The organism is Caballeronia zhejiangensis (genome assembly GCF_022879815.1).
Classification (GTDB): domain Bacteria; phylum Pseudomonadota; class Gammaproteobacteria; order Burkholderiales; family Burkholderiaceae; genus Caballeronia; species Caballeronia zhejiangensis.
Window position 1 is genome coordinate 847,518 of record NZ_CP084283.1, and the last position, 14,604, is coordinate 862,121.

Genomic DNA, 14,604 nt, shown 5'->3' on the forward strand with positions numbered 1-14,604 from the left:
AATCAGATGCTCGCGCGGATCAGCGCGCCGAGCTTCGCGACGCCTTCGTCGATCGTGGCGGGCGGCACCGTCACGAACGACAGACGCATGGTGTTGTGTTCGGCTTCGTTGGCGAAGAACGGGCCGCCCGGCACGAAGGCCACATTCTGCGCGATCGCCTGTTCGAGCAGCTTCATCGAATCGATGTGTTGCGGCAGCTTCACCCACACGAACATGCCGCCTTCCGGCCGGTTCCATTCGACGCCCGCGGGCATGTGGCGTTCCAGTGCGTCGAGCATCGCGTTGCATTGATCGCGATAGAGCGCGCGGATCTTGGGAACGTGCGTGTCGAGGAAGCCGTCTTTCACCACCTCATAAACGATGCGCTGCGTGAGGCTCGGCGTGTGCAGGTCGGTCGCCTGCTTGGCCTGCACGAGTTTGAAGTGCAACTCCTCGGGCGCGATGATGTAGCCCACGCGCAGGCCCGGCGCCAGCACTTTCGAGAACGAGCCGAGATGCACGATGTGATCGGGCGCCATCGACAGCATCGTGGGCAGCGGCGCGCCCGCGTAGTCCAGCGCGCCGTAGGGATCGTCCTCGATCACCGGGAACGACGCTTTTTGAGCCAGCGCGGCGAGCGCGCGGCGGCGTTCGAGCGGCAGGCGGCGGCCGGTCGGGTTCTGGAAATTCGGCTGCGCGTAGAGCAGGCGCGCGTTCGCGGTGAGCGTGGCGTCGAGCGCTTCGGGGATCAGGCCCGATTCATCGGTCGGCACCTGCACGTAGTGCGGCTCGAATAGCGAGAACGACTGCAGCGCGCCGAGATACGTCGGCGTTTCGACGAGCACGCGGCTGCCCGGATCGACGAGCGTCTTGCCGAGCAGGTCGAGCGCCTGCTGCGAGCCCGTCGTGATGAGCACCTGCGTCGGACGGATATGCGCGCCGTTCACCGAATACCGCTTCGCGATCCACTCGCGCAGCGGCATGTAGCCTTCGGTCGCGCTGTACTGGAGCGCGGCGGCGGGCTGGTCGCGCAGGATGCGTTCGGAGGCGTGGCGCATTTCCTCGACGGGGAACGTCGCCGGCGAGGGCAGACCGCCCGCGAACGAAATGACTTCCGGCCGCTCCGTGACCTTCAGGATTTCGCGAATCGCCGAACTGGTGAGCTTGCGAGCACGTTCGGAGAGTTGCCACGGCGTGGCGCGGAGATCGGCTTGATTCATGAAATGCCTCGATTGTCTCTGGGGTGATTTCTTATCGCGGAACGTACCGCAAACGTCGATTATCGCGCGAAGGCGTCATCTTGCGTGCGTCGTGCCGGCAGCGACCACGGCCGGCTGCGGCGCGGCGCGCACGGCGGACTTGCGTCCGAGCACGACCGTCACGATGACGGCGGCCGCGTACAGCCACGTCGACCCGCTTACGTGCTCGCCGAAGAAGAGCGCGGAAAACGCCATCGTGAAGAAGATCTGCAGCAGTTGCACTTGCCCGACGCGCGCGATGCCGCCCATCGCGAGTCCGGCGTACCACGCGAAGAAGCCGATGAACTGCGAGAACAGCGTCACGTAGCCGAACGCGAGCCAGGTCTTGAGAGCGAGCGGTTCGGGATGCGTCGCGTGGCTGCCGAACAGTTGCGCCCACGCGAGCCAGCCGACCGGCAGCAGCAGGAACGGCGCCGAGAGCACGAGCGCCCAGCAGATGACCTGCCAGCCGCCCATCTGACGCGCGAGCCGCGCGCCTTCCGCATAACCGAGCGCGCCGATGCCGACCGCGACGAGCATCAGCAGGTCGCCGGCCTGCAGCCCGCCGCCGCCCGCCTGCAACGCGAACGCGACGACGATCCCGCTGCCCGCGATCGCGCTCGCCCAGAACGCCTTCGACGGCCGCTCGTGCGAGAGCCACGCGGCATAGATGGCGACGCACAGCGGCTGCAGGCCGTTCACGACCGCGCCGTGCGACGCGGGCACGGTTTTCATCGCCCACGCGGAAAACACCGGAAACGCGATGATGACGCCCAGCGCGACCACCGCGAGGCTCTTGACCTGCGGCCACGTCGGCAGCTTTTCGCGACGCCACAAAAGCAGCGCGGCGGCGGGAATGGCCGCCACGAGCGCGCGTCCGAGGCCGTTCAGGATCGGATTGACTTCCGCGACGACGATGCGCGTCATCGGCAGCGTCAGGCTGAAAATGACGACGCCGATCAGGCCGAGCAGCATGCCTTCGGTTTCGCGGGTCTTCATTGTGCGGTGTCTCCGTGGTCGGTCATGTCGGGTGAATCCGTTTTCTTCGGGCGACGTGGCTTCGATGCCGCCCGCGCCTCGGCCTGTTCCGCCGATTCGCCGAGCGTGAGCGTCGTGCCATCGGGCAGATCGAACTGCGCGACGAGCACCGGCGCGCCCGCCGTCTCCTCGACGCGCATCAGATGCGCCGCGCCGAGCCACGCGAGCTGCTCCGCCACGGCCCGCGCGCGCGGATGAAACCCCGTCAGCGAACGCAGCGCGATGCCGGTTTCCGGCAGCGCGCCGCTCGGATGACGCGGCGTGTCCCACTGAATCAGCGACGGCAGCACGCCATCGCCGGCGCCCTGCCAGGCGGGGAACGCGCCGTCGTCGGGTACGGTCAGGCCCCAGGTATTGCCTGCGCGCGACATTGCCGCGACGGGCGCGATGCGCTCCGGATACTGCTCGCGCCAGCGCGCGAGCGACTTCGGCCGGTCCACGCGCGCGACCCAGTGCACGAGCTGCGGTCCGTGCTCGTCGAGGCGGCGCTGCATCGACGGATCGTCGAGTGCGAAAAGGCGTGGCCGCGCTGCTTCGGCATTCGCCGCCGGATCGATCGCGATCACTTCGAGATACGCGCCGCCCCACAGATTCAGCAGCCGGTTATGCGTGCCCATCAGCGGATGCGCGCCGCCGGGCGCGGTTTCCACGCCGAATTTCGCGGCGACGAACTGCGCGCCTTCTTCCAGCGTGCGTGCGGCGATCACGAGGTGATCGAGTTTCAGTCGATGGTCGGTCATGACGGGCGAGCGATAAAAAGGGCCGATAGCATAGCGCTTCGTTCGCACGCGCCGCGCAGCCCGAAAGCAAAATGTAGCCGCTTGCACCGGAACAGTAACGGTACAATCGGCCCCATACTATTCGGTACACTTTTTGACGGCCCAGTCACGCTGCGCGCCGCAGACCGGAGGCCCGCATGTCCGTTCCGCTCGATCAGATTCCCGCCCCGCACGACGCCGCGCAGCTCACGCTCGTCGATCAACTGGTGCAATGGGGGCGCAGGCGCATCGACGAGCGCGTGTTTCGTCCGGGCATGCGGATGCCGTCGATCCGCAAACTCGCGCTGGATAAAGGCGTGTCGCGCTTTACCGTGGTCGAGGCGTACGAGCGGCTCGTCGCGCACGGCTATCTCGATTCGCGGCGCGGCTCCGGTTTTTACGTGCGCGAGCGCATCGCGCCGACGCTCGTCGCGAAGGGCGAGACGCCCGCCGTCGCGGCGGATCGCGAGCCGGTGCAGAACACCATCGACGTGGTCTGGCTGCTGCGCAACATGCTGCATACGTCCAGTCCCGAAAAAGGGCCGGGGCTCGGCTATCTGCCGGGCCGCTGGCTCGACGGCGAATTGATCACCAACGCGCTGCGCTCGCTGTCGCGCCAGAGCGGGGCGCAGATGCTGGGCTTCGGCACGCCGCAAGGCTTTTTGCCGCTGCGCCAGCAGTTGCAGACGCGGCTCGAGGAACTGGAGATCGGCGCGTCGGCGGCGCGGCAGATCGTGCTCGTGTCGGGCATCACGCAGGCGATCGATCTCATTTCTCGCCTTTATGTGAAGCCGGGCGATGCCGTGATCGTCGGCGATCCGGCGTGGTTTCAGATGTTCGGCCGCTTCGCTTCGCAGGGCGCGCGGCTCGTCGGCATGCCGTACACGCCCGACGGCCCCGATCTCGATGCGCTGGAGACGCTCGTCGCGACCTGGCGGCCGAAGATGCTCATCATCAATTCGGTGCTGCAGAATCCGACCGGCACGTCGCTGACGGCGGCGCAGGCGTACCGCATCCTGCAACTCGCGCAGGAATACGACTTCATCGTCGTCGAGGACGATGTCTACGGCGATCTGTGTCCCGCTGGCTTTCCCGCGACGCGCCTCGCATCGCTCGATCAGTTGAAGCGCGTGATCTTCCTCGGCAGCTTTTCGAAGACGCTCGCGGCGAATCTGCGCGTCGGGTATATCGCGGCGGCGCCGGAAGTCGCGAAAGCGCTCGCGGATCAGAAGATGCTCGTCGGCATGACGAGTCCCGAGCTCAACGAGCGCGTCGTCTACAAGGTGTTGACGGAAGGGCATTACCGGCGTCACGTCGAGCGGCTGCGGGCCCGGCTCGACGGCGTGCGCGACAAGACCGCGCGCATGCTGGAAAAAACCGGCCTCAGACTTTTCGCGCCGCCCGCTGCGGCGGGCATGTTCCTGTGGGCGGACGCGGGCATCGATTCCGATGGACTCGCGGCAGCCGGACACGAAGCCGGCTTTCTGCTGACGCCCGGCAGCCTGTTTTCGCCGCATCAGTCTCCGACGACGTGGATGCGCTTCAACATCGCCAATTGCGGCGATCCGGCCTTGCCCGCCTTGCTGTCGAACTATCTGGAAAAGGCCGCGCGGCGCAGCGCCTAGCGGCGCCGTCCGGCAAGCCTTGGCAGATTGCGGCGCGCGGCGGGCACGCGGATGAACTCCGCGAGCACGGTCTCATAGAGCGCGAGCGCGCCGGGCGTATGCCGGTAGCGATGCTCGTAAAGGCGGTTTTGCCCGTCGCAGAACTTGAGCGCGAAATAATCCGCGAGCAGGTTGCCTTGCGCTTCCATGTTGTAATTGCAGAGGCGCTTGTCATCGGCGAGCGTGTACGCATACCGCAGGCCGATGCGAATCGCGCCGCGCAGCCGCACCGGATAGCCGAGCTGGAATTGCCAGACATGCGTCATCTCGTGGATGAACCACATGCGGTCGGCGATGTCGCAGGCGGAGAAGTCGTCCTGAAAACATCCGCGCGGAAAATGGAGGTTGCCGTTCGGCGCCATCGCCGTGCGGCGCGGCTGCAGGCCGAACGGCAGATAGGCGCGCGCGTGCACGCGCACCCGCGAATAGTCGATGGCGTCGCGGAAGATCGAACGGGCGATGTCGATCTCGCCGGATGTGAGTGCGCGGGCGGTGCGGTGCATGCAGGCATCATAACGGCGTGCACGTCGCTCTTGAAATCGAGCGGCGCGCCCTTATATCGGACGAATTCGGCCAACACGGCCAACGCATCCGCATCAACGAAATCAAAGAGGAACCGACATGGCGCAAGAAACCATGAGCTTTCAGGCAGAAGTGAAGCAGCTTCTGCATCTGATGATCCATTCGCTCTACAGCAACAAGGAAATTTTCCTGCGCGAGCTGATTTCCAACGCATCCGATGCCGCGGACAAGCTGCGCTTCGAAGCCATCGAGAACAGCGCGCTCTACGAGAACGATCCGGATCTGCGCATCCGCGTGTCGTTCGATAAAGCCGCGCGCACGGTCACCATCGACGACAACGGCATCGGCATGAGCCGCGACGAAGCGATTTCGCATCTCGGCACGATCGCACGTTCGGGCACCAAGGAATTCTTCTCGAAGCTCTCCGGCGACCAGCAGAAGGACGCGGCGCTCATCGGGCAGTTCGGCGTCGGCTTCTATTCGGGTTTCATCGTCGCGGACAAGATCACGGTCGAGACGCGCCGCGCCGGTCTCGCGGCGAACGAGGGCGTGCGCTGGACGAGCGCGGGCGAGGGCGATTTCGAAGTCGAGGACATCGAGCGCGCGCAACGCGGCACGACCATCACGCTGCATCTGCGCGCGGACGAGGACGAGTTCCTGTCGACGCATCGTCTGAAGTCGATCATCCAGAAGTATTCGGATCACGTCGCGCTGCCCATCCTGATGAAGAAGGAAGAGTGGGACGCCGAAAAGAGCGAGATGGTCACGAAGGACGAGGACGAGACCGTCAACCAGGCGAGCGCGCTCTGGACGCGTCCGAAGAACGACATCACGGACGAGCAGTACAAGCAGTTTTATCAGCACGTTTCGCACGATCACGACGAGCCGCTCGCGTGGACGCATAACCGCGTCGAAGGCCGCAGCGAGTACACGCAACTGCTGTACGTACCGAAGCACGCGCCGTTCGATCTGTGGAACCGCGAGCATCGCGGCGGACTGAAGCTCTACGTGAAGCGCGTGTTCATCATGGATGACGCCGAGCAACTGCTGCCCGCGTATCTGCGTTTCGTGAAGGGCGTCGTCGATTCCGCCGATCTGCCGCTCAACGTATCGCGCGAAATCCTGCAGGAAAGCCGCGACGTGAGGGCGATTCGCGAAGGCGTGACCAAGCGCGTGCTGTCGATGCTCGAAGAGCTCGCGACGTCTTCGGCCGAAGCCACCGAAGGCGCCGACAAGCAGAAGTACGCCACGTTCTGGAACGAGTTCGGGCAAGTGCTGAAGGAAGGCATCGGCGAGGACTTCAGCAATCGCGAGCGCATCGCGAAGCTGGTGCGTTTCGCATCGACGCACAACGACAGCAACGAGCAGAACGTGTCGCTCGCGGACTACGTTGCGCGCATGAAGCCCGAGCAGACGAAGATCTATTACGTCACCGCCGATAGCTGGCAGGCCGCGAAGAACAGCCCGCATCTCGAAGTGTTCCGCAAGAAGGGCGTCGAAGTGCTGCTGCTGACGGACCGCGTCGACGAGTGGATGCTGTCGTTCCTCAATGAGTTCGATGGCAAGCCGCTGCAGAGCGTCGCGCGCGGCGACCTCGATCTCGGCGCGCTCGACGACGAGGAAAAGCAGCAGCAAGAGAAGGTCGGCGAGGAAATGAAGCCGCTCGTCGAGAAGATGAAGGAAGCGCTCGAAGGCAAGGCGAAGGACGTGCGCCTCACGTTCCGTCTCACCGATTCGCCGAGCTGTCTCGTCGCGGATGAAGGCGACATGAGCGGTTATCTGCAACGCATGCTGAAGGCAGCGGGGCAGAACGCGCCGCAAGCGGAACCGATTCTCGAAGTGAATCCTGAGCATCCGCTGGTGAAGTCGTTGAATGCGGATAACGCCAATTTCGTCGACTGGTGTCATCTGCTGTTCGATCAGGCGTTGCTGGCCGAAGGCGGCGCGCTGGAGGACCCGGCGAGCTTCGTGAAGCGCACGAACGCGTTGTTGCTTGCGCGGTAAGTCTTTGCAGGTGATTTGAATGAACGCGCCGCCGGGGAACCGGCGGCGCGTTTTTTACTTGCTCTTGCGTTCCTTGTTCGACTGAGCGATGAGCGATGCCGCCATCCTTCGGGTCTCTTCCGAATACTTCGGGCTTCTCAATGCTTCCGATGCCTTGTGTTCCATTGCCGCGCCGGTCTGTTTGTTCGTGTGGCGCTGCGCGAGAACCGATCCCGCGAAGCTCTTCGCAATCTTCGATGCGTGCGGATCATGCAATGTCTTTTCGGCGATCTCGGTGACTGCTTTCGACGACTGTTTCTTGTTGATTGTCATAGTCTTGTTTCATTGATTCTTCGTCTGGACGCCGCGCCTCGGTGATGCAGTGTTCGCGGCCAATCCCCTTATATCCGTGGATGGCGAGCAATTCCAGCCGAAACGTCCGAATAGCGGGTGCCTCTATAATCCGCCGCATGCTCACGCCCAACGATCCCATCGACGCACACTGGCGCGTCGTCCCGCTTGCCTCGCTCACCGACGCTCAAAAGGACTGGCTCACGCGCGGCGGCTCGCTGACCGCGCATCTGCGCACGCTCGGCGCGGTGACGGTCGAAGTGACGCGCGAAGCCGTCGATATGCCGTGGCGCGACGAATGGCGCGCGCTCGATGTCACGCCGCGCACGCCCGTCTGGACGCGCGAAGTCACGCTCAAGGTCGATGGCGAGCCGTTCGTCGTCGCGCATAGCGTCGTGCCGCTTTCGCACAGCACGGGTATCTGGCAATCGATGCGCCGTCTGCGCACGCGTCCGCTTGCCGAACTGCTTTATAGCGATGGCAGCGTGTCGCGCTCGGCGCTCGTCAGCAGAAGGATCACCGCGCGGCATCCGCTGCATCGCCTGGCATCGGCGCATAGGGAAAGCGCGCATGCGCTCGTCGCGAGACGATCCGTGTTCAAGCGTCACGGCGCGCCGCTGATGGTCACCGAATGCATGCTCGATGCGCTCTGGACGCGCCTCGACGTATCAGCCGCGAAAAAGCACCATTGGGAACACGCGCGTTCGCTCGAACATCTGAGCTCGCATGCGAAGCGCGTCGCGCACGGCGAGGCGAAATGAAGCTCGCGGGATTCGAACCGGTCGGCGATGACGCCACGCACACCCTCATCCTCGGCAGCTTTCCGGGCGTCGCATCGCTGGCGGCGACGCAGTATTACGCGCATCCGCGCAATCAGTTCTGGCGGCTCGTCGGCGCGGCGATCGGGGAATCGCTGCACGAACTGAGCTACGACGAACGTCTGGCGCGCCTGAAGCAGCACGGCATCGGCTTATGGGACGTACTCGCCGCGTGCGAACGCGAAGGCAGTCTCGATGCCGCGATCCGCAACGCATCGCCCAACGACTTCGCCGTGTTCCGCACGCGCTTCCCGAACTTGCGCAAGGTCTGCTTCAACGGCAAGACCTCGGGCAAGTTCGCGCCCGTCCTTGCAGCGGCGGGCTACGCGACGCTCGTGCTGCCGTCGTCGAGCGCGGCCAATGCTATCCTCTCGTTCGATCGAAAATTGCGCATCTGGCGCGACATCCTCACCACACAATGACGAATCTCATCAAGCGCGCGTCGGCCGAAGCCCGCGCGTTCGGCCGCAAGAAAGACAACGCCAAATCGAAGCGCAATCGCGACGATGACGACCTCGCCAACGCCCCGCGCATCAAGGCGCCGCGCAAGCCGCGCTTCGCGCCCGTGACGTTCTCGGAAGAGGGCGGCGTGCGCTATCTGCATTTCGGCACCGAATGGGTGCAAGGCGCGATGCGTTTGAAGAAGCCCGATCACATCGAGCTCGAATACGCGCAGCAGATGATGGCGTGGCTGCTCTTCATCGAAACGCCCGAGCGCATTGTGCAGCTCGGGCTCGGCGCGGCCGCGCTCACGAAGTTCTGTTACCGCTTTCTCAAGCGCGCGAAGGTCGAAGCGGTCGAACTGAACCCCGCGGTCGTGATCGCCGCGCGCGCGATGTTCGAACTGCCCTATGACGACGCGCGCCTCACCGTCACCGAGCGCGACGCGTGGGAGTTCGTCAACGATCGCGCGAACCACGGCACGATCGGCGCATTGCAGATCGATCTCTACGACGCCACCGCGCGCGGCCCCGTCCTCGACAGCGTGTCGTTCTATCGTGCGTGCCGCGCGTGTCTCACGCCCGAGGCGGGCGTCGTCACGATCAATCTGTTCGGCGATCATCCGAGCTTCGTGCGCAACATGCGGCATCTGAACGAAGCGTTCGATCATCGCGTGATCGCGCTGCCCGAAGTGCACGACGGCAATCGCGTCGCGCTCGCCTTCGCCGGTCCCGCGCTCGACGTGCCATTCGCCGCGCTCGAAACGCGCGCGAAGCTCATCGAAGCCCAACTCGGCCTGCCCGCGCGCAAGTGGGTGAAGGGTCTCGCCGAAAGCGCGGGCATCCCGACGACGGGTTCGTTCTCCATCTGACCGAACATGCATCGGGCCGGAACGTGCGTTCTGGCCCTTTCGCGGCCATCACAGAAGCAAGCAGAGAAATCAGCGGAATCTGAATAGTCGGGATTCTCCCTGATTTGAGCGCTATTTATCGGTCCATATACTCCCTCTGTTATTTCGGGGCGCTTCAAGCGGCATGTCTACCCGACGACCGGCATCCCGCCGGGCTCGCAATAACGACAAAACAAGAGGAGACCGTTCATGGCTCACGAAGCTACGACCGGCACCGGACAACCGCGCAACAAGCATTGGCTGTGGCTTCTGATCCTTCCGTGGATCGGTGTGGTCTGGGTGCCTTTCTACAACAAGATCGAGCCCGTTCTGTGGGGCTTTCCGTACTTCTACTGGTATCAGCTGCTGTGGGTGCTGATCAGCGCCGTCATCACCGCCGTCGTCTATAAGAAGACGAAGGCGCTGCCCTCGGGACGAAAGAACGGAGGCGCGCGATGATGAACACCACCGCAACCTTCGTCTTCGTCCTCTTCTTCGTCGGCGTCACGATTCTCGGCTTCATCGCCGCGCACTGGCGCAAGGGCGATCTCGCCCAGCTCGACGAATGGGGCCTCGGCGGACGCCGCTTCGGGACCATTGTCACGTGGTTCCTGCTCGGCGGCGATCTCTATACCGCCTACACGTTCGTCGCGGTGCCGGCGCTCGTGTTCGGCGCGGGCGCGACGGGCTTCTTCGCGCTGCCGTACACGATCCTCATTTATCCATTCGCGTTCGTCGTGTTTCCGAAGCTCTGGAGCATCGCGAAGCGTCACGGCTATGTGACCGCCGCCGACTTCGTGCACGCGCGCTACAACAGCCGCATGCTCGCGCTCGCCGTCGCGCTGACGGGCATCGTCGCGACCATGCCGTACATCGCGCTGCAACTCGTCGGCATCGAAGTGGTGATCGGCGCGCTCGGCTTCTCGACGCAGGGCTTCGTCGGCGATCTGCCGCTCATCATCGCGTTCGCGATTCTCGCCGCGTACACGTACACGTCGGGCCTGCGCGCACCCGCGATGATCGCCGTGGTGAAGGACGTGCTGATCTACGTCACCATCATCGCCGCGATGATCGTGATTCCAGCGCAGCTCGGCGGCTTCGGCCATATTTTCAGCACCGTGCCGCCTGAAAAGCTGCTGCTGAAAGCGCCCGATGCCGCGAGCCTGAACGGCTACAGCGCGTACGCGACGCTCGCGGTCGGTTCGGCGCTCGCGCTCTTCCTGTACCCGCACTCGGTGACGGCGATTCTGTCGTCGAATTCGGGCAACACGATCCGCCGCAACATGTCGCTTCTGCCGGCGTACTCGCTCGTGCTCGGCCTGCTCGCGCTGCTCGGCTACATGGCGCTCGCCTCGGGCGTGAAGGACATGCCGGAATACGCGCAGTACTTCAAGGCCTACGGCGCGAACTTCGCCGTGCCGGCGCTGTTCCTGCACTACTTCCCGTCGTGGTTCGTGGGCGTGGCGTTCGCGGCGATCGGCATCGGCGCGCTGGTGCCGGCGGCGATCATGTCGATCGCGGCGGCGAACCTGTACACACGCAACGTGCATCGCGAGTTCGTCAACACGAACATGACGCCGGAGCAGGAGACCAACGTCGCCAAGCTCGTGTCGCTGATCGTGAAGGTCGGCGCGGTGGTGTTCATTCTCGCGCTGCCGCTCACGTACGCGATCCAGCTGCAACTGCTCGGCGGCATCTGGATCATCCAGACGCTGCCCGCGCTCGTGCTCGGCCTCTATACGCGCGTGCTCGATCATCGCGGCTTGCTGATCGGCTGGGCGACGGGCATCGGCGTCGGTACGTGGATGGCCGTGTCGCTGCAACTGAAGGGCTCGATCTATCCGCTGCATCTGTTCGGCTACGTCGTGCCGGGCTACGCGGCGGTGTGGGCGCTGATCGCGAACCTCATCGTTTCGATCGTCGTGAGCGTGCTCGTGCGCGTTCTCGGCCTCAAGCGCTCCGACGACCGCACGCGTCCGGAAGATTATCTGGACATCGTGGAAGGCTGATTCCGGCCGTCGCGCACCTGCCCGGCGCGGCGCGCGAAAAGCTGGTAAAACGCCCGTAACAGGCTTCTCGCCTTTGCGGGCGTTTTTTTGGACAGCCTTCGTGTGAGCGAACCATGCTTTCTCCGACATCGACGTCAATCAGGCGCGGCCGTCTCTCACGCCTCGTTCACTGGGTCACGTCGCCGTACTTCCGATACCGGCACGCGAACCTGATCCACGGGCTGCGCGTCGGCCTTGCCGTGGCGATGTCGATCGCCGTCACGACGGGCGTCGACGTGCCGCACGGCATCTGGGCGACGGTGTCGGTGCTCGTCGTGATCGGCGGGCTGCAGCACTACGGCAACATCCGCAAGAAGGCCGCCGAACGCGCCATCGGCACGACGCTCGGCGCGGGCTTCGGCCTCGTGCTGATTCTCGCGGAGACGCTGACCGGCTCGCAGATGGTGTTCTTCGTGCTGATGTGCCTGGTCGCGGGCGGCTGCGCGTATTACGCCATCGGCAAGCCGGGCTATGTCGCGCTGCTCACGGCGATCACGATGGTCATCGTTTCCGGGCACGGCGACTTGCCGCTTTCCACGGGTTTGTGGCGCACGGCCAATGTGATGATCGGCGTCGTGATCGCGCTCGCGTTCTCGTTCGTGCTGCCGCAATACGCGACGTATTCGTGGCGCTACCGTCTCGCGGACAATCTGCGCGAATGCGCGAGGATCTACGGCGCTTTATTGGATGGCACGCCGCTCGTCGCCGAGGACACGGCGCGCCGCATGTATGCGATGAGCCAGCGGCTCGTGCAGGCGCGCGCGCTGATGGAGTCGGTCGCGAAGGAAACCGATGTGCCGATGGCGCGGCTGGAAGAGATCCAGCGCCTGCATCGCTCGATTCTCGCGGCGCTGGAAATGCTCGTGACGTCGATGCCGGAAGTCTCGGGCGCAACGCCCAGCCGTTTTGCGATTGCGTGCTCGCCGGGCGAACACGCGGTGCGCGGACAGCTCCTGCAGATGGCGCGCGCGCTGCGCTTCGGGCGCGTCGGTTTGCTGTATCGCGCGATGGATGCGTCGGGCGCGCCGCAATCGAACGCCGCCGCCGACGAGAACGCGACGACGCAGGGCATGCACTGGCTCGCGATGCGTTTCGTCGAGCAGGTGGATCGCTTGCGGATGCGGCTGTCGGAAATCGAGCGGCAGTGGAATATCGAAGGGGCGCGGCCGCTCAATCCATGAAGCAGTGAATGCTCAGGCTGCCTGCACTTCGGCTTCGTGCACCACGTTGATGAGCCAGGGCACGCCGAAACGATCCGTCAGCATGCCGAAGCCTTGTGTCCAGAACGTGGATTGCCACGGCGTGAGCACGTTGCCGCCTTCGGCAAGCATGTTGAAGATGCGCTCGCCGGATTGCGCGTCGTCCGCGGCGATCGACAGCGTGAAGCCCGAATAGTCCTTGCGCGGCTGACCATAGCGGCCGTCGGACACCAGAATCGCGTTCGGGCCGACGCAGAATACCGCATGCATGATCTTGTCTGCCCAGTCGGGCGGGGCGTTGCCGCCGTCCGGCGCATCGCGGAAGCGCACCAGCGCGGCGATCTGCGCCCCGAACGCGGCCTGATAGAGTTCGAGCGCCTCGGCGCAGTCGCCGTTGTAGAAGATATAGGTATCCAGTTGCATGACCGAATGACTCCGTGCATATAAAGCGGACATGCCGCCAGAGCCCGAAAGTCTATTGCAACGGCGTCCTACGTCGACTCGGAAACGGTCAAATTACGTCAAGAAGCAGCGAAATGGAAAAAACCGCAAATCGCACCAGTGATCCGGCGCGATTCGCGGTTCTGTTTTCAGCGCGCTTATTGCAGCGCGGTGATCAGCTTTTCGAGCTTGATCGCATCGGCGGCGAAAGCGCGGATGCCTTCCGCGAGCTTTTCGGTCGCCATGGCGTCGTCGTTGACGAGGAAGCGGAACGTCGGCTCGTCGACGGCGATCTTCTCCACGTTCTCGTTCTTCACGCTCTCCGGCGAGAGCTTGCGCTCGACCTTTTCGTTGCTGTCGGCGAGTTTCTTCAGCAGATCGGGGCTGATCGTGAGCAGGTCGCAGCCCGCCAGTTCGGTGATCTGACTCACCGTGCGGAAGCTCGCGCCCATGACTTCCGTCTTGTAGCCGAACTTCTTGTAGTACGAGTAGATGCGGCGCACCGACTGCACGCCCGGATCGTTCGCGCCGCCGTTTTTCACTTCGTCCCATTCCGCGCCGGCCGACTTCTTGTACCAGTCGTAGATGCGGCCGACGAACGGCGAAATAAGCTGCGCGCCCGCTTCGGCGCACGCGACCGCTTGCGCGAGCGAGAAGAGCAGCGTCATGTTGCAGTGAATGCCTTCCTTCTGCAGCACTTCGGCCGCGCGGATGCCTTCCCACGTCGACGCCAGCTTGATCAGCACGCGATCGCGACTGATGCCCGCGTTCTCGTACAGCTTGATGATGTCGTGCGCCTTGTCGATGGACGCTTTCGTGTCGAACGACAAGCGCGCGTCGACTTCGGTGGACACGCGGCCCGGAATGATCTTGAGAATCTCGGTGCCGAACGCGACGAGCAGATTGTCGATGATCTGCGGCATCGGCTTCTTCGCGTGCTCCTTGACGGTCTTTTCGAGCAGCGGCTTGTAGTCGTCCTTCTGGACGGCCTTCAGGATCAGCGACGGATTGGTCGTCGCGTCCTGCGGCTTGAATGCGATGAATTGCTGGAAGTCGCCCGTGTCGGCGACGACGGTCGTGTATTGCTTGAGCTGGTCGAGAGCGGATGTCATGTCGAGTCTCAGACGCGTGGCGTCTTGTCAAATTGCGGAAAACAACCCGCGGATTGCCCATGATTGCGACGCCGCGCGGCGACTTCGTTCGCGCGGCGCGCCCCTGAATTCATTTTCCCATTC

Annotated in this window: 15 protein-coding genes; 8 read left to right on the forward strand and 7 right to left on the reverse strand. The window is 64.1% G+C overall.

The window, feature by feature from the left end:
• Nucleotides 1-2: 2 nt before the first annotated feature.
• The 3 genes from LDZ23_RS03995 to LDZ23_RS04005 form a co-directional block, all read right to left on the reverse strand.
• On the reverse strand, nucleotides 3-1,199 hold the full coding sequence (locus LDZ23_RS03995; RefSeq protein WP_008350720.1) for an aminotransferase-like domain-containing protein: 1,197 nt from the start codon (nucleotides 1,197-1,199) through the stop codon (nucleotides 3-5).
• A 75-nt stretch (nucleotides 1,200-1,274) separates the two neighbouring features.
• The gene (locus LDZ23_RS04000) at nucleotides 1,275-2,216 is read right to left on the reverse strand and encodes a DMT family transporter (protein ID WP_008350719.1); all 942 of its coding nucleotides are present in this window, start codon (nucleotides 2,214-2,216) and stop codon (nucleotides 1,275-1,277) included.
• A complete protein-coding gene (locus LDZ23_RS04005) occupies nucleotides 2,213-2,995 on the reverse strand; it encodes a VOC family protein (RefSeq protein WP_244807834.1) in 783 nt (260 codons plus the stop codon). The genes LDZ23_RS04000 and LDZ23_RS04005 overlap by 4 nt, the downstream gene beginning before the upstream one ends.
• A 176-nt stretch (nucleotides 2,996-3,171) precedes the next feature.
• Between LDZ23_RS04005 and LDZ23_RS04010 the strand changes: the two genes are divergently transcribed.
• Nucleotides 3,172-4,638, forward strand: coding sequence for an aminotransferase-like domain-containing protein (locus LDZ23_RS04010; protein WP_034471274.1), 1,467 nt, complete (start codon nucleotides 3,172-3,174; stop codon nucleotides 4,636-4,638).
• Here LDZ23_RS04010 and LDZ23_RS04015 read toward each other — a convergent pair.
• On the reverse strand, nucleotides 4,635-5,180 hold the full coding sequence (locus LDZ23_RS04015; RefSeq protein ID WP_244807835.1) for a Rhs element Vgr protein: 546 nt from the start codon (nucleotides 5,178-5,180) through the stop codon (nucleotides 4,635-4,637). The two genes, LDZ23_RS04010 and LDZ23_RS04015, sit on opposite strands and share 4 nt — an antisense overlap.
• A gap of 118 nt (nucleotides 5,181-5,298) precedes the next feature.
• On the opposite strand from LDZ23_RS04015, the gene htpG reads away from it, so the two are divergent.
• Nucleotides 5,299-7,203: a molecular chaperone HtpG gene (htpG, locus tag LDZ23_RS04020; RefSeq protein WP_244807836.1), complete on the forward strand. Its 1,905-nt coding sequence runs from the start codon at nucleotides 5,299-5,301 to the stop codon at nucleotides 7,201-7,203.
• A gap of 54 nt (nucleotides 7,204-7,257) precedes the next feature.
• On the opposite strand, the gene LDZ23_RS04025 is transcribed toward htpG, so the two are convergent.
• Complete coding sequence (locus LDZ23_RS04025) at nucleotides 7,258-7,515, reverse strand: hypothetical protein (RefSeq protein WP_008350714.1); 258 nt, start codon at nucleotides 7,513-7,515, stop codon at nucleotides 7,258-7,260.
• 137 nt (nucleotides 7,516-7,652) lie between these two features.
• Here LDZ23_RS04025 and LDZ23_RS04030 point away from each other — a divergent pair, with 137 nt between their 5' ends.
• The 6 genes from LDZ23_RS04030 (at nucleotide 7,653) to LDZ23_RS04055 (ending at nucleotide 12,910) form a co-directional block, all read left to right on the forward strand.
• Nucleotides 7,653-8,294 carry a chorismate--pyruvate lyase family protein gene (locus LDZ23_RS04030; protein ID WP_244807837.1) on the forward strand — a complete coding sequence of 214 codons (642 nt, stop codon included), beginning with the start codon at nucleotides 7,653-7,655 and terminating at the stop codon, nucleotides 8,292-8,294.
• Entirely contained in the window at nucleotides 8,291-8,773 is a 483-nt protein-coding gene (locus tag LDZ23_RS04035) for a DNA-deoxyinosine glycosylase (RefSeq protein ID WP_244807838.1), read from the forward strand. The genes LDZ23_RS04030 and LDZ23_RS04035 overlap by 4 nt, the downstream gene beginning before the upstream one ends.
• Nucleotides 8,770-9,663 carry a class I SAM-dependent methyltransferase gene (locus LDZ23_RS04040; RefSeq protein ID WP_244807839.1) on the forward strand — a complete coding sequence of 298 codons (894 nt, stop codon included), beginning with the start codon at nucleotides 8,770-8,772 and terminating at the stop codon, nucleotides 9,661-9,663. Before LDZ23_RS04035 ends, LDZ23_RS04040 begins: the two co-directional genes overlap by 4 nt.
• 228 nt (nucleotides 9,664-9,891) lie before the next feature.
• Nucleotides 9,892-10,140: a DUF3311 domain-containing protein gene (locus tag LDZ23_RS04045; RefSeq protein ID WP_008350708.1), complete on the forward strand. Its 249-nt coding sequence runs from the start codon at nucleotides 9,892-9,894 to the stop codon at nucleotides 10,138-10,140.
• Nucleotides 10,140-11,690 (forward strand): monocarboxylate uptake permease MctP, encoded by a 1,551-nt coding sequence (gene mctP, locus LDZ23_RS04050; protein WP_008350706.1) that lies wholly within the window; start codon nucleotides 10,140-10,142, stop codon nucleotides 11,688-11,690. The genes LDZ23_RS04045 and mctP overlap by 1 nt, the downstream gene beginning before the upstream one ends.
• 113 nt (nucleotides 11,691-11,803) lie before the next feature.
• Nucleotides 11,804-12,910 carry an FUSC family protein gene (locus LDZ23_RS04055; protein WP_244807840.1) on the forward strand — a complete coding sequence of 369 codons (1,107 nt, stop codon included), beginning with the start codon at nucleotides 11,804-11,806 and terminating at the stop codon, nucleotides 12,908-12,910.
• A gap of 12 nt (nucleotides 12,911-12,922) precedes the next feature.
• Here the strand turns inward: LDZ23_RS04055 and LDZ23_RS04060 are convergent, their stop codons facing one another.
• Nucleotides 12,923-13,351 (reverse strand): VOC family protein, encoded by a 429-nt coding sequence (locus LDZ23_RS04060; protein WP_008350703.1) that lies wholly within the window; start codon nucleotides 13,349-13,351, stop codon nucleotides 12,923-12,925.
• A 176-nt stretch (nucleotides 13,352-13,527) separates the two neighbouring features.
• A complete protein-coding gene (gene tal / locus LDZ23_RS04065; RefSeq protein WP_008350701.1) occupies nucleotides 13,528-14,481 on the reverse strand; it encodes a transaldolase in 954 nt (317 codons plus the stop codon).
• Between the last annotated feature and the right edge of the window lie 123 nt (nucleotides 14,482-14,604).